Annotated in this window: 22 protein-coding genes, 3 tRNA genes, 1 pseudogene and 2 other annotated features; of the genes and pseudogenes, 21 read left to right on the top strand and 5 right to left on the bottom strand. The window is 30.1% G+C overall.

The window, feature by feature from the left end:
• Positions 1-156 precede the first annotated feature (156 nt).
• Positions 157-236 (top strand) — a sequence feature (5S ribosomal RNA rRNA prediction is too short).
• A 5-nt stretch (positions 237-241) separates the two neighbouring features.
• Positions 242-317: transfer RNA gene (locus tag BHW04_RS00550), tRNA-Phe, on the top strand.
• 5 nt (positions 318-322) lie between these two features.
• A tRNA-Cys gene (locus BHW04_RS00555) sits at positions 323-397 on the top strand.
• A gap of 273 nt (positions 398-670) precedes the next feature.
• Here BHW04_RS00555 and BHW04_RS00560 read toward each other — a convergent pair.
• Both BHW04_RS00560 and BHW04_RS00565 read right to left on the bottom strand, forming a co-directional pair.
• Entirely contained in the window at positions 671-1,621 is a 951-nt protein-coding gene (locus BHW04_RS00560) for a magnesium transporter CorA family protein (protein ID WP_302698504.1), read from the bottom strand.
• A 106-nt stretch (positions 1,622-1,727) separates the two neighbouring features.
• Complete coding sequence (locus BHW04_RS00565; protein ID WP_302698505.1) at positions 1,728-2,885, bottom strand: M20 family peptidase; 1,158 nt, start codon at positions 2,883-2,885, stop codon at positions 1,728-1,730.
• A 139-nt stretch (positions 2,886-3,024) separates the two neighbouring features.
• Here BHW04_RS00565 and BHW04_RS00570 point away from each other — a divergent pair, with 139 nt between their 5' ends.
• From BHW04_RS00570 to BHW04_RS00595, 6 genes are all read left to right on the top strand, one after another.
• Positions 3,025-3,228 (top strand): sigma factor G inhibitor Gin, encoded by a 204-nt coding sequence (locus tag BHW04_RS00570; RefSeq protein ID WP_302698506.1) that lies wholly within the window; start codon positions 3,025-3,027, stop codon positions 3,226-3,228.
• Between the two features lie 156 nt (positions 3,229-3,384).
• A complete protein-coding gene (locus tag BHW04_RS00575; RefSeq protein ID WP_186835292.1) occupies positions 3,385-3,978 on the top strand; it encodes a guanylate kinase in 594 nt (197 codons plus the stop codon).
• Between the two features lie 177 nt (positions 3,979-4,155).
• Entirely contained in the window at positions 4,156-4,485 is a 330-nt protein-coding gene (locus BHW04_RS00580; protein ID WP_022212125.1) for a cyclic-di-AMP receptor, read from the top strand.
• A gap of 20 nt (positions 4,486-4,505) precedes the next feature.
• A complete protein-coding gene (locus tag BHW04_RS00585) occupies positions 4,506-5,438 on the top strand; it encodes a DNA polymerase III subunit delta' (protein ID WP_022212124.1) in 933 nt (310 codons plus the stop codon).
• A gap of 1 nt (position 5,439) precedes the next feature.
• On the top strand, positions 5,440-6,351 hold the full coding sequence (locus BHW04_RS00590; protein ID WP_302698507.1) for a PSP1 domain-containing protein: 912 nt from the start codon (positions 5,440-5,442) through the stop codon (positions 6,349-6,351).
• A 142-nt stretch (positions 6,352-6,493) separates the two neighbouring features.
• Positions 6,494-6,664, top strand: a complete 171-nt coding sequence (locus BHW04_RS00595) for a DUF362 domain-containing protein (protein WP_022168234.1) — start codon at positions 6,494-6,496, stop codon at positions 6,662-6,664.
• Between the two features lie 55 nt (positions 6,665-6,719).
• Here the strand turns inward: BHW04_RS00595 and BHW04_RS00600 are convergent, their stop codons facing one another.
• On the bottom strand, positions 6,720-7,355 hold the full coding sequence (locus BHW04_RS00600; protein WP_302698508.1) for an MBL fold metallo-hydrolase: 636 nt from the start codon (positions 7,353-7,355) through the stop codon (positions 6,720-6,722).
• Positions 7,356-7,516: 161 nt separating this feature from the next.
• Here BHW04_RS00600 and BHW04_RS00605 point away from each other — a divergent pair, with 161 nt between their 5' ends.
• Complete coding sequence (locus tag BHW04_RS00605; RefSeq protein WP_186835294.1) at positions 7,517-7,972, top strand: CtsR family transcriptional regulator; 456 nt, start codon at positions 7,517-7,519, stop codon at positions 7,970-7,972.
• 151 nt (positions 7,973-8,123) lie between these two features.
• Positions 8,124-10,562: an ATP-dependent Clp protease ATP-binding subunit gene (locus BHW04_RS00610; protein WP_302698513.1), complete on the top strand. Its 2,439-nt coding sequence runs from the start codon at positions 8,124-8,126 to the stop codon at positions 10,560-10,562.
• Positions 10,563-10,583: 21 nt separating this feature from the next.
• Here BHW04_RS00610 and BHW04_RS00615 read toward each other — a convergent pair whose 3' ends face one another.
• Entirely contained in the window at positions 10,584-10,745 is a 162-nt protein-coding gene (locus BHW04_RS00615; RefSeq protein ID WP_302698510.1) for a hypothetical protein, read from the bottom strand.
• Between the two features lie 247 nt (positions 10,746-10,992).
• On the opposite strand from BHW04_RS00615, the gene radA reads away from it, so the two are divergent.
• Positions 10,993-12,381 (top strand): DNA repair protein RadA, encoded by a 1,389-nt coding sequence (gene radA, locus BHW04_RS00620; RefSeq protein ID WP_186835295.1) that lies wholly within the window; start codon positions 10,993-10,995, stop codon positions 12,379-12,381.
• A 101-nt stretch (positions 12,382-12,482) separates the two neighbouring features.
• Positions 12,483-13,547, top strand: a complete 1,065-nt coding sequence (disA, locus tag BHW04_RS00625) for a DNA integrity scanning diadenylate cyclase DisA (RefSeq protein ID WP_022212427.1) — start codon at positions 12,483-12,485, stop codon at positions 13,545-13,547.
• Between the two features lie 77 nt (positions 13,548-13,624).
• On the opposite strand, the gene BHW04_RS00630 is transcribed toward disA, so the two are convergent.
• Positions 13,625-14,023: a hypothetical protein gene (locus tag BHW04_RS00630; protein WP_022212428.1), complete on the bottom strand. Its 399-nt coding sequence runs from the start codon at positions 14,021-14,023 to the stop codon at positions 13,625-13,627.
• Between the two features lie 243 nt (positions 14,024-14,266).
• Here BHW04_RS00630 and BHW04_RS00635 point away from each other — a divergent pair, with 243 nt between their 5' ends.
• The 9 genes and pseudogenes from BHW04_RS00635 to BHW04_RS00675 all read left to right on the top strand — a co-directional run bounded on the left by BHW04_RS00635 (position 14,267) and on the right by BHW04_RS00675 (position 22,243).
• A complete protein-coding gene (locus BHW04_RS00635) occupies positions 14,267-15,358 on the top strand; it encodes a PIN/TRAM domain-containing protein (protein WP_302631928.1) in 1,092 nt (363 codons plus the stop codon).
• A 12-nt stretch (positions 15,359-15,370) separates the two neighbouring features.
• A complete protein-coding gene (ispD, locus tag BHW04_RS00640; protein ID WP_186835297.1) occupies positions 15,371-16,039 on the top strand; it encodes a 2-C-methyl-D-erythritol 4-phosphate cytidylyltransferase in 669 nt (222 codons plus the stop codon).
• 54 nt (positions 16,040-16,093) lie between these two features.
• Positions 16,094-16,271, top strand: a binding site (T-box leader).
• A 118-nt stretch (positions 16,272-16,389) separates the two neighbouring features.
• Positions 16,390-18,099 carry a proline--tRNA ligase gene (locus BHW04_RS00645; protein ID WP_022212431.1) on the top strand — a complete coding sequence of 570 codons (1,710 nt, stop codon included), beginning with the start codon at positions 16,390-16,392 and terminating at the stop codon, positions 18,097-18,099.
• A gap of 21 nt (positions 18,100-18,120) precedes the next feature.
• A pseudogene (gene cysS, locus BHW04_RS00650) lies at positions 18,121-19,495 on the top strand (cysteine--tRNA ligase).
• A gap of 70 nt (positions 19,496-19,565) precedes the next feature.
• Positions 19,566-19,985 (top strand): Mini-ribonuclease 3, encoded by a 420-nt coding sequence (locus BHW04_RS00655; protein ID WP_302631158.1) that lies wholly within the window; start codon positions 19,566-19,568, stop codon positions 19,983-19,985.
• A gap of 16 nt (positions 19,986-20,001) precedes the next feature.
• Entirely contained in the window at positions 20,002-20,874 is an 873-nt protein-coding gene (gene rlmB, locus BHW04_RS00660) for a 23S rRNA (guanosine(2251)-2'-O)-methyltransferase RlmB (RefSeq protein ID WP_302698512.1), read from the top strand.
• A 25-nt stretch (positions 20,875-20,899) separates the two neighbouring features.
• Entirely contained in the window at positions 20,900-21,409 is a 510-nt protein-coding gene (locus BHW04_RS00665) for an NYN domain-containing protein (protein ID WP_022212435.1), read from the top strand.
• Positions 21,410-21,477: 68 nt separating this feature from the next.
• Positions 21,478-22,092: an RNA polymerase sporulation sigma factor SigH gene (gene sigH / locus BHW04_RS00670; protein WP_436231589.1), complete on the top strand. Its 615-nt coding sequence runs from the start codon at positions 21,478-21,480 to the stop codon at positions 22,090-22,092.
• A 75-nt stretch (positions 22,093-22,167) separates the two neighbouring features.
• Positions 22,168-22,243: transfer RNA gene (locus tag BHW04_RS00675), tRNA-Thr, on the top strand.
• Positions 22,244-22,394 lie beyond the last annotated feature (151 nt).

A 22,394-nucleotide genomic window follows, 5' to 3' on the forward strand; every position in this document is an offset into this window, starting at 1 on the left:
ACTGATACTAATAGGTCGAGGGCTTGACCAATAAAAATAGATTATCATTTATATGCAATTTTCAGAGAACAAGCTTCTTTGAAAAAGGAAACTCGCTCTATAGAGTCGAGGAGTACAAGACTCTTAACCAAATCGAAGATTTGGAGAATCATAGCATCTGGTGATGATGGCGTAGAGGAAACACTCCTTCCCATTCCGAACAGGAAAGTTAAGCTCTACANNGAACGTTGCCAGGTAATGTGGCTCGATAGCTCAGTCGGTAGAGCAGAGGACTGAAAATCCTCGTGTCCCTGGTTCGATTCCTGGTCGAGCCACCAGGTATGGCGCTATAGCCAAGTGGTAAGGCAGAGGTCTGCAAAACCTTTATTCCCCGGTTCAAATCCGGGTGGCGCCTCCATAAAACCTACAAGTTAATCTTGTAGGTTTTTTATTTTTTTAAAATAAAATAATAGATAGTTAATAGTTGATAACAGAAAGAAAATTGAAAATATAATATAAGGATTTTAATGAAAAATTATCAATTATAAAGTTATTAACATAAAAACAAAACATATCCACAGGCTCGTGAGAGTTTTGTGTGGATATGTTTTTTATTTTGGAAAGGCATATATTTTGATTAATAATATTATATGTAGAAGAAAAATATATATTTATAAGATAATAAAAATTTTTAATTGAACATATCTTTTTTATATAATATTATAGCTGCTCCGCCAGTTAGCAGAAGGGTAAAGATAATAATGGCATTAAAGGCTCCAGGATTACTTTCCATATTGCCAGGGAAAGGAACATTCATACCAAAGATTCCTCCTATTATAGTTGGAATAGCCATTAATATAGTAACAGAAGCAAGGACCTTCATTACTATATTAAGATTATTAGAAATTACAGAAGCAAAAAAGTCCATGGTACTAGATAATATATTACTATATATATCAGTCATTTCGATAGCTTGTTTATTTTCAATTATTACATCCTCTAATACATCTTGATCTTCTTCATACTTTTGCATTATTTCTAATTTAAGCATCTTTTCTAAGGTGATTTCATTTGCCTTAAGAGATGTAGAGAAATAAACTAGTGATTTTTCTAGTGAATGAAGTTGGATAAGTTCACGATTTTTCATAGACTTATGTAATCTTTTTTCAATCATAAGACTCTTTTTATCTATTTGTCTAAGATAAATTAAGTAATAAGTTGAGATTCTATTTAGAATTTGTAGTATAAATCTAGATTTTTTATATGAAAAGAATGATTTAACACGTCCATTAATAAAGTCTGTAAGTATTCTGCTGTTTTTTAAGCATACAGTAATTATTTGCTTTTCAGTATGAATTATTGCTAGTGGATATGTATCATAAGTTAGAGAGTTATCCTCCATTTCTGTAAAGGGTATATCTACTACTACTAGTGTACAATTTTCTTCAAAATCTATACGAGAAGTTTCTTCATCATCTAGAGGTGCCCTTAGAAAAGTAAGAGGTACTCCAGTTTTTTTAGATACTAATATAAGTTCTTCCTCAGAAGGGGCAACAATATTGATCCAGCATCCTGGTTCAATAGAATCTAAAGCTTTCAATGTTGAATCAGATTCATTTAAGCTTTTATATATTTGAATCATAAATAACCTCCAGAAACATGTTAATTTTATTTATAGTATATCATAATAAAATTTACCGGTATATAAAAAGAGGCTTAAGGAAAGAATGCTTAAGCCTCTTTAAGAGTTATTTAAAAACATTATAAAATTCTTCTTTAACTTCAGATAAAAGATCGTTTTTTTCAATTAAATCAAAAGCGGTAGATGCTAAAGCAGCAGAAGCTTTAATACATTGATCCATAGCAAATTTACTAATGGTGCAATCACCAAAAGCTTTAGAGCCATATTTGATAGATGCATCTTCTGTAATTCGATAATAAGGATGAATGCAAGGAACTTTTCGGCTTACAGCTCCAATACTTAAACCAGAATGAACATTTTTAGGAGCACCTATAGTTATTTCTCCATTTTCTTTTAAGTTATGACTGAAAAGCCTATTTAAGGTACGATTAGTAAGTAGCTCTTCGTTTGGAGGCTCATATAAAGAAATAGTGTGTTTAACATGAATGAGATTTGAAACATCCTTCACTATTTCTCTTAGTTTATTTTCAGCTAAGGTAGCCATTTCAGTGTTATTAGCCCTTATATAAAACTTAGCTTCACTTTCTAGTGGTAACATTAAAGGTGTATAGCCACCTTGGGAAAGGATCGAATTTATTTCTACTTCTTTTGGGAAGCCCTTTAAGAGAGCATTTAAAATATTAAATGTTAAAAGTACTGCATCAAGGGAAGTATAAACATCATTATTTAAAAAGCTTAGTCCACTATTACCTATAAAGTTAATTTTTAAAGGTATAATTGCAGAAGATGTTCCACTTTCACAAGTAGTTAAATCAGGATGAGTCATCATTACCACATCTATATCATCAAAAATACCTTGTTTAACCATTATAGATTTTGTTCCACCTAGATATTCACCAGGGCAACCAATTAATATTGATGTTCCACCAATTTTATCAATAATGTTTCCTAAAGCTATAGAAGCTGCAATAGAGGTAGTTGCTACAAGATTGTGTCCTGTAATATGCCCTTCTTCAGGAACTGCATCATACTCACATAAAAAGCATATCTTAGGATATCCATTTCCTTTGCTGGCATAAAAAGATGTTTCCAAGTCTAAAAAGTTTTTTTGTATATTAAAATTATGAGTACTTAAAAAATTTGTTATATAGTCATAGCATTTAAATTCTTTATAGCTAGGTTCAGGATTAGTATATAAATATTTGTTTAATTCAAAAAGTTCATCATAATGCTCATGTAAATAGCTTATTATTTCTTGTTTCATAAATACTCCTCCATTAAATTTATTAATATTATTATTTTCCCTTAAACAGTATAAAATATTTATAAAAAAGTACTATTCATTGAATAAATTCTCTTAATGTGGAAAGAAATATAATATAAAAGTAACGGAGGGATGTATTATGGTAATTAAAAACAAAGATATTATTAAAAATAACAAAAAATGTATTGTATGTAATGATGATTGTGGTGCGGGAAAATTAACTATTTTAGGAAAGTGCATCTGTAATGAATGTGTAGATAAAATTACAATTATGGATATGGACAACCCAGAATATTATAAGATTAAAGAAAAAATAAAAAATAAACTTATAAAGCATTTATAATGAAAAATTACTATACATTAATAGTGCTTTATAGTAATATAATTATGACTCATTTTTATATAGTTCATTGAGGATTGTATAAATAGATGAGTTATTTTTATTTGTAATACTAATGACCATAATGTAATGATATTAGTATATTTTCTGGAGGAAATTATGGGGAAGATATTTTGTTTAATGGGAAAAAGTAGCTCAGGAAAAGATACTATCTTTAAAGAAATAAGCAATAAAAATGAGCTAAGTTTAAAGCCCATAGTCTTATATACTACTAGACCTAAGAGGACTAATGAAACTAATGGTGTAGAATATTTCTTTATTAATGAAGATAAATTAGAGCAATTTAAAAATGAGGGAAAAATTATTGAGTGTAGAAGATATGATACAGTACATGGTCCATGGTATTATTCAACAATAGATGATGGACAGATTGATTTAGAAGAAAGTAATTATATAGCTATAGTTACTTTAGAAGCATATAATAGTTTTAGAAGTTATTTTGGTACTGAAAAAGTTTATCCAATATATATAAATATTGAAGATGGATTAAGGCTTGAAAGAGCACTAATAAGAGAAAGAAATCAAAAAAATCCAAATTATAATGAGTTATGTAGAAGATTTTTAGCAGATTCTGTTGATTTCAGTCTTGAAAAACTTAAAGAATCAGGTGTAAATAAAGAATACATAAATATAGACTTGCAAAAATGTATAGAAGATATAATAAGAGATATAAAGAGAGAAATGCAAAGCTAAAAATGAAGCTTTGTATTTCTCTTTAAGTTTACATTTTTAATTTTTGTATAAAATAGAAAAATATAGGGATATTAATAAAAAGAAAATAAATATATGTTGAAAGTGAATAATATATTATTAACTGGCCAAATATTATGATAAAATATAATAAAGAGAATTGAAAATGAGGTGGTTATTATGAAATTGGTCTTAGCTATAGTGCAGGATGACGATGCACTGGATTTAATCGAAGAATTAAATGATAAGGGATTTAGGGTAACAAAATTAGCAACAACAGGCGGATTTTTAAAATCAGGTAATACCACATTAATGATTGGGGTAGAAATTGATAAAGTAGATGTAGTAATAAACGTTATTGAAGAAGTTTGCAAGAAAAGAAAACAGGTAGTATCAACACAACCAGGATTATCAGGAGAAAATGGTATGTATATGCCTTTTCCTTTAGAAGTTGAAGTTGGTGGAGCCACTGTTTTTGTAATTGATGTAGATAAGTTTGTAAAGATATAAAAATAAAAAGAGGTGCTTTAATGAGAAATTTTATTGGATATAGTAGTCTTATAGAAAACTTTAAAAGTAGATGTAGTAATGGAAATCTTTCTCATGCACAGCTTATTTCAGGTGAAGATGGTATAGGAAAAAGTATATTAGCAGAGATATTAGGCAAGTTGATTTTAAATGGAGATATAAATAGGGAATATGTAGATATAATCAATTATAAGCCTATTAAAACTTCTTTTGGGGTTGATGATGTAAGGGATATTATAGATGAAGTAAATAAAAAGCCTTTTGAAGGTGATAAAAAAGTTATTATTATTCATCAAGGAAATAAGCTTACAATTCAAGCACAAAATGCATTGTTAAAAACTATAGAAGAGCCCCCAACAGAAGTATACATAATAATTTTATGTGAAAGTTTAGAATTAATCTTAGATACTATTAAATCTAGATGTGAAATATATAAATTAACACCTTTAACAAAAGATGAACTATATAAATATATGGCAATAAAAGGATATGAGTGTAGTGAGGAAGAAAAATTATCAGCAATAGCTTTCAGTGAAGGAATACCTGGAAGAATAGATAGATATTTTAGTGATACAGAGCTACAGGAGTTGAGAGATAAGATTGTGGACTTGCTTTTACAATTGACTAATAATGAAATAGAAGCAATTTTAGAAAAGGAAGAGCAATTGGTTTCATATAAACAAAATAAGGAAGAAGTAGTAAATGTATTATCTTCATTTATAAGAGATATATTAGTAAATAAAGAAGTTTATAATGAAAATTTAATTATAAATAGAGACAAAATTAGGTCAATAGAAAGATTAACTAATGAGATGTCTTTTAAAAAACTAAATAAAATGCTATTAGGTTTGCAGGAAGCCAGAAAGAATATTAAAAATAATGTTAGTTGGGCAATGACTGTAAGAATAATGCTTATGGACTTTATGGAGGGTTAAAATGATTAAAGTTATAGGAGTACGATTTAAGAAAGCTGGCAAGATATATTATTTTGATCCAGCAGGTTTAGATATAGAAAAGGGAAACTTTGTAGTGGTAGAAACAGCTAGAGGAATAGAATTTGGTGAATGTGTCATTGGGTTAAAGGAAATAAATGAAAATGATGTAATTGCACCACTAAAAAGTGTATTAAGAGTTGCTACTGGCAGTGATATAGAAAAACATAATCAAAATAAGGAAAAGGAAAAAGATGCTTTCAGTATATGTTTAAAAAAGATAGCTGAACATAAGCTTACCATGAAACTTATAGATGTAGAATATACTTTTGATAATAATAAGGTAATATTCTATTTCACAGCAGATGGAAGGGTTGATTTTAGAGAGCTAGTAAAAGATCTTGCAACAATATTTAAAACACGTATTGAACTAAGGCAGATAGGTGTAAGAGATGAGGCTAAAATGCTGGGAGGACTTGGACCTTGTGGTAGACAAATGTGTTGTTCAACATTCTTAGGAGACTTTGCTTCTGTTTCAATAAAAATGGCTAAGGAACAAAATTTATCACTGAACCCAACGAAGATATCAGGAATATGTGGAAGATTAATGTGTTGTTTAAATTATGAGCAGAGTACATATGAAGATATTAGAAAAAGAATTCCAAAAGTAGGTTCTATTGTAAAAACAGAAGGTGGAACTGGTGTGGTAGTTTCTAATAATATAATTAAGGAAAGTGTAAAAGTAAAATTAAAATGTAAAAAGACTGAAGATGAAGTTTTAGAAGATTATAAAATTGAAAATATTGAACTATTAGAAGGAAGCTATGAAGATTCAGTTGATGATTCAGATATTAAATTAGAAGTTACATCTGAAGAAGATAGAAAATTGATGAAAGACTTAATGAAAGATAGATAGAATTCCAATTTAAAAGAAATTAATAACAATATTTAATATTTATATGAGAAAACAACAAAGCTGGTCTTTATAGACTTGAAATGAATAGTGGATATGATAAAATAGATATGTAGAGTTATTAAATAATGGGAGGTGTTTTTAAATGGCTTTTTCAATTCAAGATTCATGCATTAGCTGTGGTGCTTGTGCTGCAGAATGTCCAGTAGATGCTATATCTCAAGGAGATACTCAGTTCGAAATAAATGCTGATGTTTGTATTGACTGTGGTAACTGTGCAAATGTTTGTCCAGTTGGAGCACCAGTTCAAGAATAGTGTGGGGGGAGAGATATCTAGGAAGATATCTCTTTTTATTATATAAAATCAGATTTTATAATACATTATGCATAAGTATTGTAGAAGGAATATTGCTATTATAGAAATCTGAAAGATAAACAGTGTCAGTTTTTATTGAAACTACATTTTTACAAGATGATAAAAAATCCTTAGGGCCATTAAAGTAAAAATTGTTATAATTATTTTTATAGCACATTGGAATTATATATTTTGCATTAAGCTTTTCAGATAAAGAGTATGCATCAATTCCATTTAAGCAAAGATTACCGCCAATAGGTATGAAAAGAATATCAGCATTACTTAATATCTTTATTAGCTCATTATTAATAAACTCGCCTAGATAGCCTAAATGACAAATCTTTAAATTATCTACTTTAAATAGATAAATTATATTTGGACCTCTTTTTAAACCATTAATTGAATCACTTTTACATTTATAGCCTTCTACTTTAATGTTTTCAATAGCAGAGTTGCAATCAGTATTTACTATTTTTCCAAAGATTTTTATGTTTTTAGCAGAAGAAAAGTCTATAGGCCTACTGAAGGTAGAAATATTAGCAGTAATATTTTCATTTAATGTACTAAAAATATTAAAGGGGTCTAGTAATATCTTTTTACCTAAGTTAGTAGTTAACAAAAATGTGCTATTGCCAAACCATTGAATTTTCATGTTTATCACATCCTATTAAACATATTATTATTTAGTTTAAGTAATAATTTGGGAATAATTCATAAGTAGGGAATTTTTTTAAAATTTAGCTTATGGACAGTGGAAAAGTAATTGTATATAATTAAAGTCAAAGAAGGTCAATGCGTTAGGAAGGTAATATTATGGCAAGAATATCAGATACAATTGCAGATTTCATTTATTCATTGATTGATGAAACAGATGACAATCAAGCAATAATTCAAAGAAATGAATTGGCAGATAAATTTAACTGTGCTCCCTCACAAATTAACTATGTATTAACTACAAGGTTTACTTGTGAAAAGGGATATATTATTGAAAGTAGAAGAGGTGGAGGGGGATATATCATAGTTAAAAGGATATACCATAAAAGTGGTCAAGAAAAAATTTCTATATTAAATGAAGCAATAGGTTCAAGTATAACTTATCAAAGTGCAGTATCTATAGTTGAGCATTTGCTAGAATTAAATATAATTACAGTAAGGGAATATGAACTAATCAAAATAGCTGTAAACGATAGAACTTTAGGCTTAGTGGAAGATAAAAATAAAGTTCGTGCAGATATTTTAAAAGGTATGGTCAATATTTTATTATCATAATGAAGCACTTAACTTATTAAAATTACTATATAGTAGTGCGATGACAGAATTAAATTGCTATATTAGTCATAAATATTTATAAAGATTAAATAATACAAATTGGGATAGAATAGCTAAAAAGGATAGTTCTATATGGTATGGAGGTGCAATGATGATATTTGGGAGGTTTACGGAAAGAGCACAAGTGGTGCTAATTGAAGCACAACAGGAATCACAGAATTTTAAGCATGGGTATATAGGGACAGAACATATTTTACTTGGAATTTTAAAAGAAGGTGGCTATGCTAGTCAAGTTTTAAATAACAGAATGATTACTTTAGATAAAGTAAAAAAGATGATAGAAGAATATTTAGGATTTGGAGATGAAGAAATAGTAACAGGAGATATGCTTTTAACTCCTAGGGCAAAAAGGCTTTTTGATGACAGTATAGATATAGGAAGAAAATTTAATCATAGCTTCATCACACCAGAACACATCTTAGAAGCACTTATCAATGGTAGTGAGGGGGTTGCATATACGATTTTAAGTACATGTAAGATTGATATGCAGGAGATTAAAGATGAATTGGAAAAGTATATATCAGGCAATGATTTTAGAGATAATAAGAAAATATTAAATAAAGAAAAAAAGCAAAATAAGACTCCAATGCTGGATCAGTATAGTCGAGATTTAACTCAGATTGCTAAGGAAGGAAAACTTGATCCTGTTATAGGTAGAGATGAGGAAACTCAAAGGGTACTAGAGATACTTTGCCGAAGAGTAAAGAACAATCCATGCCTTATTGGTGAGCCTGGCGTTGGAAAGACTGCTGTTATAGAAGGATTAGCTCAAAAGATGGTTGCAGGTGATATTCCGGAAAGTCTAAAGGAAACAAGACTTGTAACATTAGATATTACTTCCATGGTGGCAGGAGCAAAATATAGAGGAGAATTTGAGGAACGTTTAAAGAAGGTAATGAATGAATTAAAAAATGAAGATAAAATTATTGTTTTCATTGATGAAATTCATACCATAGTTGGAGCTGGAGGAGCTGAAGGTGCTATAGATGCATCTAATATACTAAAACCTGCCCTTGCAAGAGGAGAAATCAAATGTATTGGAGCTACAACCATTGATGAGTATAGAAAGTATATTGAAAAAGATGCCGCTTTAGAAAGAAGGTTTCAGACAATTAATATTGAAGAACCAAATAAAGAAGAAACTTTAAAGATATTATATGGCTTAAGAGATAAATATGAATCACATCATAAAGTAAAGATAACTGATGAGGCATTAAAGAAAGCCGTAGAGCTAGCAGATAGATATATTACTGATAGATTTATGCCTGATAAGGCCATTGATTTAATTGATGAATCAGCTTCAAAGGTAAGGATATCTAAGCTTACTTTGCCACCAGAACTTAAGCAAAAAGAAATTGATATTGAAAAGTCTGTTACGGAAAAGGAAGATGCCATAAAAAATCAGGATTTTGAAAAGGCAGCTAACTTAAGAGATAAGGAAAAGCTTTTGAAAGAAGAATTTGAAAGCATTAAGGAGCAATGGAGGGCTTGTACGTGCAATGCTGTCAGCGTTGTTGATGAAGAAGATATAGCAAAAGTTGTTTCTATTTGGAGTCGTGTACCATTAGAGCGTTTAAATGAAAAGGAAGCTGATAAGCTATTAAGATTGGAAGAAGTACTAAAAAATAAAATTATAGGTCAGGATGAAGCTATTGGTGTTATTTGCAAGGCTATAAAGAGAGCTAGAGTAGGTCTTAAGAATCCTCATAGACCTATAGGTACATTTTTCTTTTGTGGCCCTACAGGCGTTGGAAAGACAGAACTTTCTAATGTTATAGCAGAAGTAATGTTTGGTAGTACCAATAGTCTTATTAGAATAGATATGTCAGAATATATGGAAAAACATTCTGTATCAAGGCTTATAGGTCCGCCGCCAGGTTATGTTGGTTATGAAGAAGGTGGTCAACTAACAGAAGCGGTACGTAGAAAACCATATTCAGTAGTATTATTAGATGAAATTGAAAAGGCTCACGAAGATGTATTCAATATACTTCTTCAAATAATGGATGATGGAAGACTTACTGATAGTAAAGGTAAAATAGTTAATTTTAAGAATACCATCATTATAATGACTTCCAACGAAGGAGCTCAAAAACTTAAAAAGCAGAATACTATGGGTTTCTTTAATGATGTAAATAATAATGCAGTGCAATATGAAAAGATGAAAGAATTTATTATGGGAGAGCTTAAGAATAAGTTCAGGCCAGAATTTTTAAATAGGCTTGATGAAATAGTAGTATTTAATCAATTAAATGAAGAAAATATTAAGAATATAGTAGATATAATGTTAAGTGATACAATAAATAGATTGAAGGAAAAAGAAATATTCTTAGATTATGATAAAGAACTTAATAAATTTATTGCAGATAAAAATGAAAATTTAAGTTTTGGTGCAAGGCCTATAAGAAGGATTATTACCAGGGAAATAGAGGATAAATTAAGCGATGAAATGCTTAAAGGTGAAATTAAACGAGGCGATAGGCTTAGCGTATGTTTCAAGGATGATGAACTTATTTTTTCACATAAATAAAATAGGGCGATGGATATCGCTCTATTTTATTATGGTTTCATTTTCTAAATTTGAATTTATTATCATATTTTCTAGAGGTATATCCTCTAAAGAATTAAGATAACCATTAGTGTTAGTGTTATTATTATAATCATTTAAAGTGTTTTTTGCAGGCATATTCTTGTAATAGGATTTATTTAGCATAAATATCAACTCCTTATTAAAATTAATATTAGTATGAGCTAAAATGTAAAAAGTATTCTTATTAGAAAGATGTATGCTAAATGTAAATTTATAACTTAAGGAATTGGTTAAAAATAAATTTGAGTAATAAGGATTTTTTAGTAAATACTTTGGGCTTTTATATATTTTTTATATTTTGTTTATGATATATTATAGATAGAAAAATAGATTTTAATTTTAATATATAGATTAAAGTGTGGTGAGAAGTTTGGCTAAAGTTAAATCTATATTTATTTGTGAAAATTGTGGCTATGAATCGCCAAAATGGCTAGGAAAATGTCCAGACTGTAATAACTGGAATACCTTTGAAGAAAGCCTAGTTGAAAAGAAGAATAGTGTAGCAGCTGTTGCTAAAAAGGTATCGCTAACTATGAAACCTGTAAAAAAATTATCAGATATTACTTCTAGCAAAAGTGATAGGATTATAACAGGAATTAATGAATTTGATAGAGTTATGGGAGGCGGTATAGTTAAAGATTCCATAACAATTATTACTGCTAGGCCAGGAGCAGGAAAGAGTACATTGTTATTGCAAGTAGCACATAGCATAGCGCATAAGGGCCATAAGGTTGTTTATGCATCAGGAGAAGAAAGTGATAGTCAAATTAAAAATAGGGCAGATAGAATATTAAATAATATAAGTGATAATATATGGGTTCTGCAGGAAACAAGCATGGATAATGTGGTGCATGCTACTAGGGATATTGATCCTGATTTGATTATAATAGATAGTATACAAACCTTTACTATGGAAAATGCACTTCCAGCCAGAGCAGGATCACCTACTCAGACTATGGAATGTGCCAATGAATTATTAAGATTGGCTAAGGATGATAAAAGACCAAGGGCAGTAATAATAGTAGGTCAGATGACTAAAGCTGATGAACTAGCAGGACTTAGAGCTTTAGAGCATTTAGTTGATACTGTTTTAATTATAGAAGCAAACAGTGATGAGGAGCTAAGAGGATTAATAAGCTCTAAAAATAGGTTTGGTAGCACAGGTGAAACTGGCTTTTTCCAAATGACAGAAAAGGGAATGGAATCTATCGATAATCCATCAGAGTATTTTATGACAAAGAGAGATGATGGAGATTTAGTTTCAGGAAGTACTTTAACTGTTGTTAAAGAAGGTTCAAGGGCAATAATAATGGAAGTAGAAAGTCTTGTTTCAAAGACATTTACTCCATATCCAACAAGGATAGCAGAAACATTAGGTAAGGATAAATTAAATACTTTAATTTCTATTTTAGAGATAAGAGGTGGAATTAATTTATATGATAAAAATGTAATTATAAAGACCACTGGCGGAATGCGAGTTAAGGAACCAGGAGTTAATTTAGCTGTAATTATGAGTATAGTTTCATCGGTGAAAAATAAAGGAATACCTACAGATGTAGCATTTATTGCAGATGTAGGTCTGACAGGTGAATTAAAAAAAGTACCTTCATTAGAGGGAAGAATAAAAGAGCTTGCTAGAATGGGATTCAGAAAGGTTTATGTAGCAAAGGATTCTTTTGCAAAGGGCTTTAAAATTGAAGGAATTGATATAATTTCATTAAAAACTTTAAATGATGTTATAATAAATGTATATAGATAATTTAAAAAATCACAATAAATTAGTGTAGAAACATAAAAATGGAAGATAGAAATTACTTAGAAGTGCGGCTTTAGAAGTTATTATAGTAATTAGGTGATTATATGAGGATTAAGGATGATAGTAAGATAAAAAATATTTTAAAAATAGTTAGCCCTGGCACTAATTTAAGAGAAGGGCTAGAAAATATTTTGAGAGCAAAGACCGGAGGATTAATAGTTCTTAGTGATAATGAAGAAGTAATGAAGCTTGTAGATGGAGGATTCTATATAAATTCAGAATATAGTCCTGCATACATATATGAATTAGCTAAAATGGATGGAGCAATAGTTATTAGTGAAGACTTAAAAAGGATAGTATGTGCTAATACACAGTTACTGCCAGATCCATCAGTAAGTACTTTTGAAACAGGAACAAGACATAGAACGGCACAGAGAATAGCAAAGCAGACAGATGCAATAGTCATAGCTATATCTCAAAGAAGAAATTTAATAACTATTTATAAAAAAGATATAAAGTATGTATTACAGGAAAGTAGTGTTATATTGGAAAGAGCTAACCAAGCAATACAGACTTTAGAAAAGTACGTAAATGTATTAGAAAGAGTAATAAATAATTTAAATATATTGGAATTTCAAGACTTAACTACAGTTTTTGATGTGGTAACGGCTATACAGAGGACAGAAATGGTCATGAGGATAGTAGAAGAAATAAAGAGATATATCTTAGAGCTTGGTAATGATGGAAGATTGATATCTATGCAGCTTAATGAGCTTATAAGATACATTGAACGTGATGGTATACTACTTATTAGAGACTATTGCAAAGAAGATAGTGATTATAATGAAATATACAAGGAAATACAAAAGCTTAATTCTGATGAATTAGTAGACTTAGATGCCATAGCAAAACTTTTAGGATATACAGGATGTGTATTAGTAGATACTCTTACTTCTCCAAAAGGATATAGATTATTATTTAAAATACCAAGGATACCTACTAATGTAATTGAAAACTTGATAAAGCATTTTGGGCAATTGAAAAATGTATTAGAAGCGTCTAGTGAAGATTTAGATCAAGTTGAAGGAATTGGTGAAGCACGTGCTGCAGCAATAAAAAATGGTTTAAAGAGAATCAAGGAACAAGTAAATTTAAAAAAAGAACTTTAGTAATTTTATAGAATATAAGAGTCGATAATTGGTGACAATATAAAAGCAGGTATGTAGTTATACCTGCTTTTAGTACATTATCTAAATGTAAATTTACCTAAAGTATCTAATTTGGAGGTTTCATTTATTAATACATCATAAAGATTTATATCTAATATATTGCATAGTGATACTAGATAAAATAAGCTAGTTCCTATTTGATTTTCAATTACTTCACGACAATTATCACAAAGTTTTCCGTTTAAATGAGTTGAGAAAGATTTTGATAATTCATCAAGAGAAGTATCAGTATTATCGAATTCTTGTTTGGAGGCATTTATATTAATGCAACCACAATTAGTAATAGCTTTTGCCACAGATCTATTAACTTTAGAGCAGCTTTCAGTATATTTAGTTAAAACATCTAAAATGCTTTTATGTCTTATTAGAGAAGTACTAACGTCATTTTGAAATGTATCAAATATTATATCCTTCATTTTGAATCAGCTCCTTAAATAGAGTTTAGTATAAGAAAATTTCCTAAGGAAATAAATTTGTTAATATAACCCTTGGGCGAATTGGTTAATATAATAATAAACAACCTGGCCATTCATTAATAGGGGGTATAGAAAAATAATTATTGATTTTAGCAGTAAGTGTTCTGTGATATAATTAAATGGTTATTTATGGATAACTAATAGATGAAATTTAATATATATATTATAATGGGAGGTGAAAATGTGCTGAAAAAAATTGTGAAATTCATTAGTTCAATTATGGGAATAGCAGTGGGATATATTATTGGAAAAGTGCTTATTACACTGGGCATAAAACAGGGAATAAAATTATTTATAGAGCCTCTATACACGAGTTTAATTTTACTTATTGTAATCTTAATTTTTGCAATTATTTTTTATTTTTTATCATCATTTATTTATAAAGGAATTATAGCTATAATAGATGGATTTGAAATGAATATTCAAAAGCTTACAGTGACAGAATTTCTTTTTGGAACACTAGGGCTTTTAGTAGGACTTGTATTTGCAACTCTTATAGGAGTACCCATATCAAAAATTCATTTTGTAATAGGCCCTATCTTATTTATATTAATAGATTTAATTGGAGCTTTGGTAGGAATAAAGATATTTATTAAGCGAAAAGAAGATATATTAAATTTACTTACTTCTATAAAGAAGAATGGACTAAGGGATAAGAAGAATAAGCATAGTGAAAAGATATGTCCTAAAGTATTGGATACATCAGTAATCATTGATGGAAGAATATTTGATATATGCCAAACTGGTTTTGTGGAAGGTCCTTTAGTAATTCCATGTTTTGTGTTAAATGAACTTAGGCATATTTCTGATTCTGCTGATGGTCTTAAGAGAAATAGAGGAAGAAGAGGTCTTGATATATTAAATAAAATACAAAAAGAACTTTCTATAGAAACTCAGATATATGAAGAGGACTTTCCGGAAATTGCGGAAGTTGATGCAAAGCTTTTAAAGTTAGCACAGATTTTAAGTGGAAAAGTAGTGACTAATGATTTTAATTTGAATAAAGTTGCAGAATTCCAAGGAGTGCCAGTACTTAATATTAATGAGTTAGCCAATGCCATAAAACCAGTACTTCTTCCAGGAGAAGAAATGAAAGTGATGGTGATGAAAGATGGTAAGGAATCATCGCAAGGAATAGCATATTTAGATGATGGAACCATGATTGTTGTAGAAGGTGGCAGAAAGTTTATAAATGAGGAGATAATAGTAGTTGTTACATCTGTATTACAGACAGCTGCTGGCAGGATGATATTTGCAAAACCAAAGGAAAGTTAAAAGGAGTTTTAGATGATAAGTGCTATTGTTTTAGCAGGTGGAAGAGGTAAGAGAATGAATTACCATAAAAGCAAGCAATTTATTGAAATAAAGGGAAAGCCAGTGCTTGCATATACACTTGAGAAATTTATTGATAATAAAAGTATAGATGAAGTAATATTAGTACTTCCAGAAGATGAAGTGGATTATTGCCAAAAGGAAGTGTTGCAAAAATACTGTTTAAAGGTAGATAGGATAGTATTTGGTGGGAAAGAGAGACAAGATTCAGTATTCAATGCACTAGAAGCTATGGAAAAAGCAGATATAGTATTAATACATGATGGTGCAAGACCTTTTATAAGTGAGAGAATTATTGATGAAGGCATAAAATATGCTAAAGCATATGGTGCATCTGCACCAGGAGTAATCCCAAAAGATACTATAAAGATAAAAAACAATGATAATTTATCGGTAGATACACCAGATAGAAATACATTAGTTGCAGTGCAAACGCCTCAATGTTTTAAATATGATGAAATTTATCAGTGTCATAAAAAAGTTAAGAAGGAAAATATAGCAGTAACAGATGATACTTCAGTGGTGGAAATGTATGGGCATAAAGTATATTTATATGAAGGTGATTATATCAATATAAAAATAACTACCCCAGAAGATTTAATTTTAGCAGAGAGGCTTATATAGGTTATTGACAGGATTTTTGCAAAATTATATAATGAATAAATCAAAAAAATATATTATAAAGCAAGGAAGAAGAATAGTAAAAATCGCCTTTCAGAGAGAAAATCCTAGGCTGTAAGATTTTCAAGAGATTTTGAACCAGCTTCAGAGTTATAGCAAAACTATCGGTTTAACACCGTTATCATTATAAGAGCACAAATTTAGGTGGTACCGCGACTATAAGTTCGCCCTAATTATATTAGGGTGAACTTTTTATTTATAAATTATTAATGATGGATGATGATAAAAGGATAAAGAGTATTTCAAAGCCATCATATATATAACATTGACTTATATAACAGGAGGAAAATACTATGAAAATGTCAAATATGTTAGTTTCAACATTAAGAGAAGTTCCAGCAGAAGCAGAAATAGATAGCCATAAGCTAATGCTTAGAGCAGGGTTGATTAGAAAGATGGCTGCAGGAATTTATAACTATATGCCATTAGGATTAAAGGCTTTAAAAAATGTAGAAGAAATAGTAAGAGAAGAAATGAATGCGGCAGGAGCACAAGAATTTTTAGCTTCAGCAATGCTTCCAGCTGAATTATGGCAAGAATCAGGAAGATGGGATGTTTACGGAGCAGAAATGTTCAGATTAAAAGATAGAAATAATAGAGACTATTGTCTTGGACCAACACATGAAGAAGTATTCACTGATATAGCCAGAACAGAAATAAAATCCTATAAACAACTTCCAGTAAACCTTTATCAAATACAAACTAAATATAGAGATGAAAGAAGACCTAGATTTGGTGTTATGAGATCAAGAGAATTTGTTATGAAGGATGCATATAGCTTTGATAAGGATCAAGCTGGATTAGATGCTTCATATGATAAGATGCATGCAGCATATATTAATATATTTAACAGATGTGGTATAGATGCAAAATGTGTTGAAGCAGATTCAGGTGCAATAGGTGGATCAAATTCAGCTGAATTTATGGTTAGATCAGAAGTTGGAGAAGATGATGTAGTATTCTGCACATGTTGTGATTATGCTGCTAATATAGAAAAAGCTCCTTCAACAGTAGAAGTTGTTGAAGTAGAGGAGTTAAAAGAAATTATTAAGACAGAAACACCAAATGCTAGAACTATTGAAGAATTAGTTAAATTCTTTAACACAACTGAAAAGAAATTTGCTAAGACATTAATATATAATGCAGATGGCAGAATAGTTGCTGTAATGGTAAGAGGGGATAGAGAAGTTAATGAAGTTAAAGTATCTAATGCTTTAGGTGGAGTAATAAACTTAGATATGGCTTCAGCAGAAGAAGTATTTGCAGCAACAAATGCACAAATAGGGTTTGCAGGACCAATAGGTATAAAAGTTGATGAATTATTAGTAGATGAAGAAGTAAGTAAGATGTATAACTTCATAGTTGGAGCTAACGAAACAGCATATCATATAGAAAATGTTAATTACGGCAGAGACTTTACAGGAACTGTTGGTGATTTTAGAAATATAACAGCTGGAGAGAAATGCCCAGAATGTGGCGGAGAAGTTACTATTTCAAGAGGAACAGAAGTAGGGCATATATTTAAATTAGGAACTAAGTATTCTGAAGCTATGAATGCAACATTTATTGATGAAAATGGTAAGGAAAAACCATTTATAATGGGATGCTATGGAATAGGTGTAACAAGAACTTTAGCTTCAATTGTAGAACAACATCATGATGAAAATGGGATTATATGGCCTTTATCAGTAGCACCATACCATATTTCAGTAATACCAGTAAATATTAAAGATGAGGCACAAATGGAAATAGCTAATAAGTTATATGAAGAATTAAGAGCTATTGGTGTTGATGCTTTATTAGACGATAGAAATGAAAGAGCGGGAGTTAAATTCAAGGATTCTGAACTTATTGGAGTTCCAATGAGAGTTACAGTTGGTAAAAAGATTACTGATGGTGAGGTTGAATTTAAGTTAAGAGATGGAGAGATGGAAACAATAAAAATAGAAGAAGTTGTTTCAAGAGTAAGAGATGAGTTCCAAAATAATAATATAAAATTATAAAATCTAAAGGGAGTATGTCTAATGAGAATTTTTAATACTTTAACGAGAAGTAAAGAAGAATTTGTACCATTAAATCCAAGTAAAATTAAGATGTATGTTTGTGGACCTACAGTATATAACTTCTTTCATGTTGGAAATGCAAGGACATTCATTATATTTGATACAGTAAGAAGATATTTTGAATATAGTTACAGATATAGATGATAAGATGATAAAGAAAGCTAATGAAGATAATACTACTGTTAAAGAAGTAGGAGATAAGTATATAGCTGAATATTATCAAGATGCTGATGGATTAAATATAGAAAGAGCAACATGCAATCCAAGAGCTACAGAATTTATTGATGATATAATTGAATTTGTATCTGGACTTATAGAGAAAGGATTTGCTTATGAAGTAAATGGTGATGTTTATTTCAGAACTAAGAAGTTTGAAGGTTATGGTAAACTTATAAAGCAAAATTTAGAAGACTTACAAGCTGGTGCTAGAATAAATGTTGATGAAAGAAAAGAAGATCCAATGGATTTTGCTATTTGGAAAGCTCAAAAACCAGGTGAGCCAGCTTGGGAAAGTCCATGGGGACCAGGAAGACCAGGATGGCATATAGAATGTTCATGTATGGCTAAAAAGTTGTTAGGAGAAACTATTGATATACATGCTGGTGGAATGGATTTAGCGTTCCCACATCATGAGAATGAAATAGCACAAAGTGAAGCTTTAACAGGAAAGCCTTTTGCTAAGTATTGGATGCATTCAGCATATTTAAACGTAAATAATCAAAAAATGTCTAAGTCTTTAAATAACTTCTTAACAGCTAGAGATGCTCTAAAGGCTTATGATGGAGATGTTATTAGATTCTTAATGCTTTCAGCACATTATAGAGTACAGTTAAATTTCAGCACTGAATTATTAGATTCAGCAAAAGCTTCAGTGGAAAGATTATATAATGCAATAGATAATTTAGAAAATTTAATTAATGAAGTAACTACTGAAAAGATGACAGAAGAAGAAGTTAAATATCTTGAGAAATTAAATGCATATAAAGAAAGATATATTGAAAAGATGGATGATGACTTCAATACAGCTGATGCAATTACAGTATTATTTGATTTAGTTAGAGATTACAATACTAATATAACAATAGATTCATCAAAAGAATTATGTGAAAAGGCATTAGAATTAATAAGAAGCTTAGGAGCACCTTTAGGAATGCTTCAAAAGCAAACAAAAAAAGAAAGTTTAGAAGATGAAATAGAACGTTTAATTGAACAAAGACAAGAAGCAAGAAAGAATAGGGATTTTGCTTTAGCTGATAAAATAAGAGATGATTTAAAAGCCAGAGGAATTGTTTTAATAGACACACCACAAGGCGTGAGATGGAAAAAAGAAAATTAAAAAAAGGGAGCTGTCATTTTTGACAGCTTCAATGTTATAAGTTAATAAAAAATAGAGAGTGGTGAAGTAAGTGCTTCAAGATTATAGAGAAAAAGAATTTAGTGCTAAGGATGCAAAATTATTAAATCCATTACAGTTAGCACTTATAGGTGATGCAGTATATGAACTGTACATAAGAAATTATATATTAGCCAACAATATAAGTTTATCAGCGCATAAAATACATGTTAAAGCTATAGGATATGTAAAAGCAAAGAACCAATCAGCTATAATGCATTCATTAGAAGAGGAGCTTACAGAAGAAGAAAGCTATATTTTCAAGAGAGGCAGAAATGCCAAGTCAGCAACAGTGCCTAAGAATGCTGATGTAAGAGATTATAGAATGGCAACAGGCTTTGAAGCATTGGTAGGATATCTGCATTTAATAGGAGATTATGAAAGATTAAATTATATATTAAGTAAAGCTGTAACAATAGACATAAGCAAATAGTAAGGAGTTTTTTTATATGACAAAGAGAGAAAATCCAAAAAGAAGAGAAAATGTAGAAAAGAAGAAAAACAGAAGAGAAACGTCAAGAACTGAATATGTATCTAAAGGAAATAGAGTAAATACTCAAGGATATGGGGATAACGAAGTTGTAAATGAAGATTTGGTTCTAGGAAGAAATGCTGTAATTGAAGCATTGAAAGGTGATAGAACTGTTGAAGCTCTATATGTGAGCAAAGGAGATTTGGAAGGCTCTGCTAAAGTAGCCTTAGCTTTAGCTAAAGAAAAGAATATTGTTGTTAAGGAAGTTGATAGAAGAAAACTAGATTCTATGAGTGGTGGGTTAGTTCACCAAGGACTTATTGCCAGAGTGACTCCATTTAAATATTCAGAAGTAGAACATATTTTAGCATATGCTGAAAAGAAAAATGAACAACCATTTATTATCATACTTGATGAAATTGAAGATCCACATAATCTTGGTTCAATTATAAGAACAGCGGAATTATGTGGTGTTCATGGAATAATAATTCCAAAGAGAAGAAATGTTGGAGTTACATCTACAGTTTATAAATGTTCAGCAGGAGCAGTTGAACATATGAGAATAGCAAAGGTAACAAATGTTAATGCAACTATTGATACTCTAAAAGAAAAAGGAATATGGATATATGGAGCAGATATCGAAGGAAAAGATTATAGCTATAATGTGGATTTTGGAGGACCTTGTGCTATAGTAATTGGTAGCGAAGGTAAAGGGATATCTAATTTAACTTTGCAAAAATGTGATGTTCTTGTAAAAATACCTATGATTGGGAAAATTAACTCTTTAAATGCATCAGTTGCAGGTGGTATAATGATGTACGAGGTATTAAAAGGAAGAATAACAAAGTAATTGTTATTAATATACGAGGTCTAAAGTGAGATTTGTATTTGTTGATGGGTACAATGTTGTAAACAGTTGGGACATCCTAAAAAAAGAAAAAAGCATTAGTTTAGAAAGCGCAAGACAAAAGTTGATAGATATTTTAGATAATTATGGTGCTATTAATGGATGTAAAGTAATATTAGTTTTTGATGGGTACAAGGTAGCAGGCAATAGGGAAAGTAAATATGAATATAACAAGAACCTTGTGGTTATATTTACTAAGGATGGAGTAACTGCAGATGCATATATTGAAAAGGAAGTAAATCATATTGGAAGAAAATATGAGGTGCATGTTGTGACATCTGATTCTTTAGAGCAACAAACAATATTCCAAAGAGGTGCAGTAAGAATTTCAAGTATAGAATTTTATAATTTGGTTTTTAAGACCAATGAAGATATTAAACATAATTCTAAGAAAGTAAATTCAAGTGATAAGAATGTCCTTCTAGACAATATAGATGATGATGTTTTGAAAAAATTAGAAGCAATGAGAAGAAGTTAAAGGGTTTGAGAATTATACTGTAAATAGGAGGTCATATGTGTAGCAAAGAAGTTTCAAACGATCTACTTATGGATGAAGATGAAATTGAAAGGAGTATAGTGATAGATGCTAAAAATGGGGATGTAAGAGCTCAAGAATACATAATTTCAAAGTATGAAAGCTTTGTTAAGGCCAAGACCAAGTCATATTTTTTAATAGGAGCCGATAAGGAAGATATCTACCAAGAAGGAATGATTGGATTATATAAGGCTATAAGGGATATTAACTTTGAAAAGGCTACAACTTTTAAAGCTTTTGCAGAACTATGTGTAACAAGGCAGATTATAACGGCAATAAAGACTGCAACTAGACAGAAGCATATACCGTTAAATACTTATGTTTCATTAAATAAACCAGTATCGGATGATGAATCAGATAGAACATTATTGGATATATTATCAAGTATAAAGGTCAGTGATCCTGAGGAGCTAATCATAGGCCAAGAACAGAAGAAATTAATTGAAGATCAAATTGAAAGAGTGCTTTCTGATTTAGAGAAAGAAGTATTCCAAAGTTACCTAGATGGCAAATCATATCAAGAAATTGCATGTGATTTGGACGTACAGGCAAAATCAATTGATAATGCATTGCAGAGAGTTAAAAGAAAGTTAGAAAAATGCTTAGCTAGCAAGGAACAAAAATAGAAAAATCATATTGACAAAAAAAACAAATGCTAGTAAACTTTATAATTGGTATATTAAAGTGAAATACACTTTAATGCTCACGTAGCTCAGTCGGCAGAGCGTCGCCTTGGTAAGGCGGAGGTCGTCGGTTCAATCCCGATCGTGAGCTCCAATTTATAAGATATATGTATGCAAACGCTAGGCAGAGTTTATTAAAATAATATAAGGAGGAATTTGCAAATGGCAAAGCAAAAATTCGAAAGAAGTAAACCACACGTAAATATCGGAACAATTGGTCACGTTGACCACGGTAAGACTACATT

The sequence above is a fragment of the Clostridium sp. 29_15 genome, from assembly GCF_001916075.1.
Classification (GTDB): Bacteria; Bacillota; Clostridia; order Clostridiales; family Clostridiaceae; genus Clostridium; species Clostridium lentum.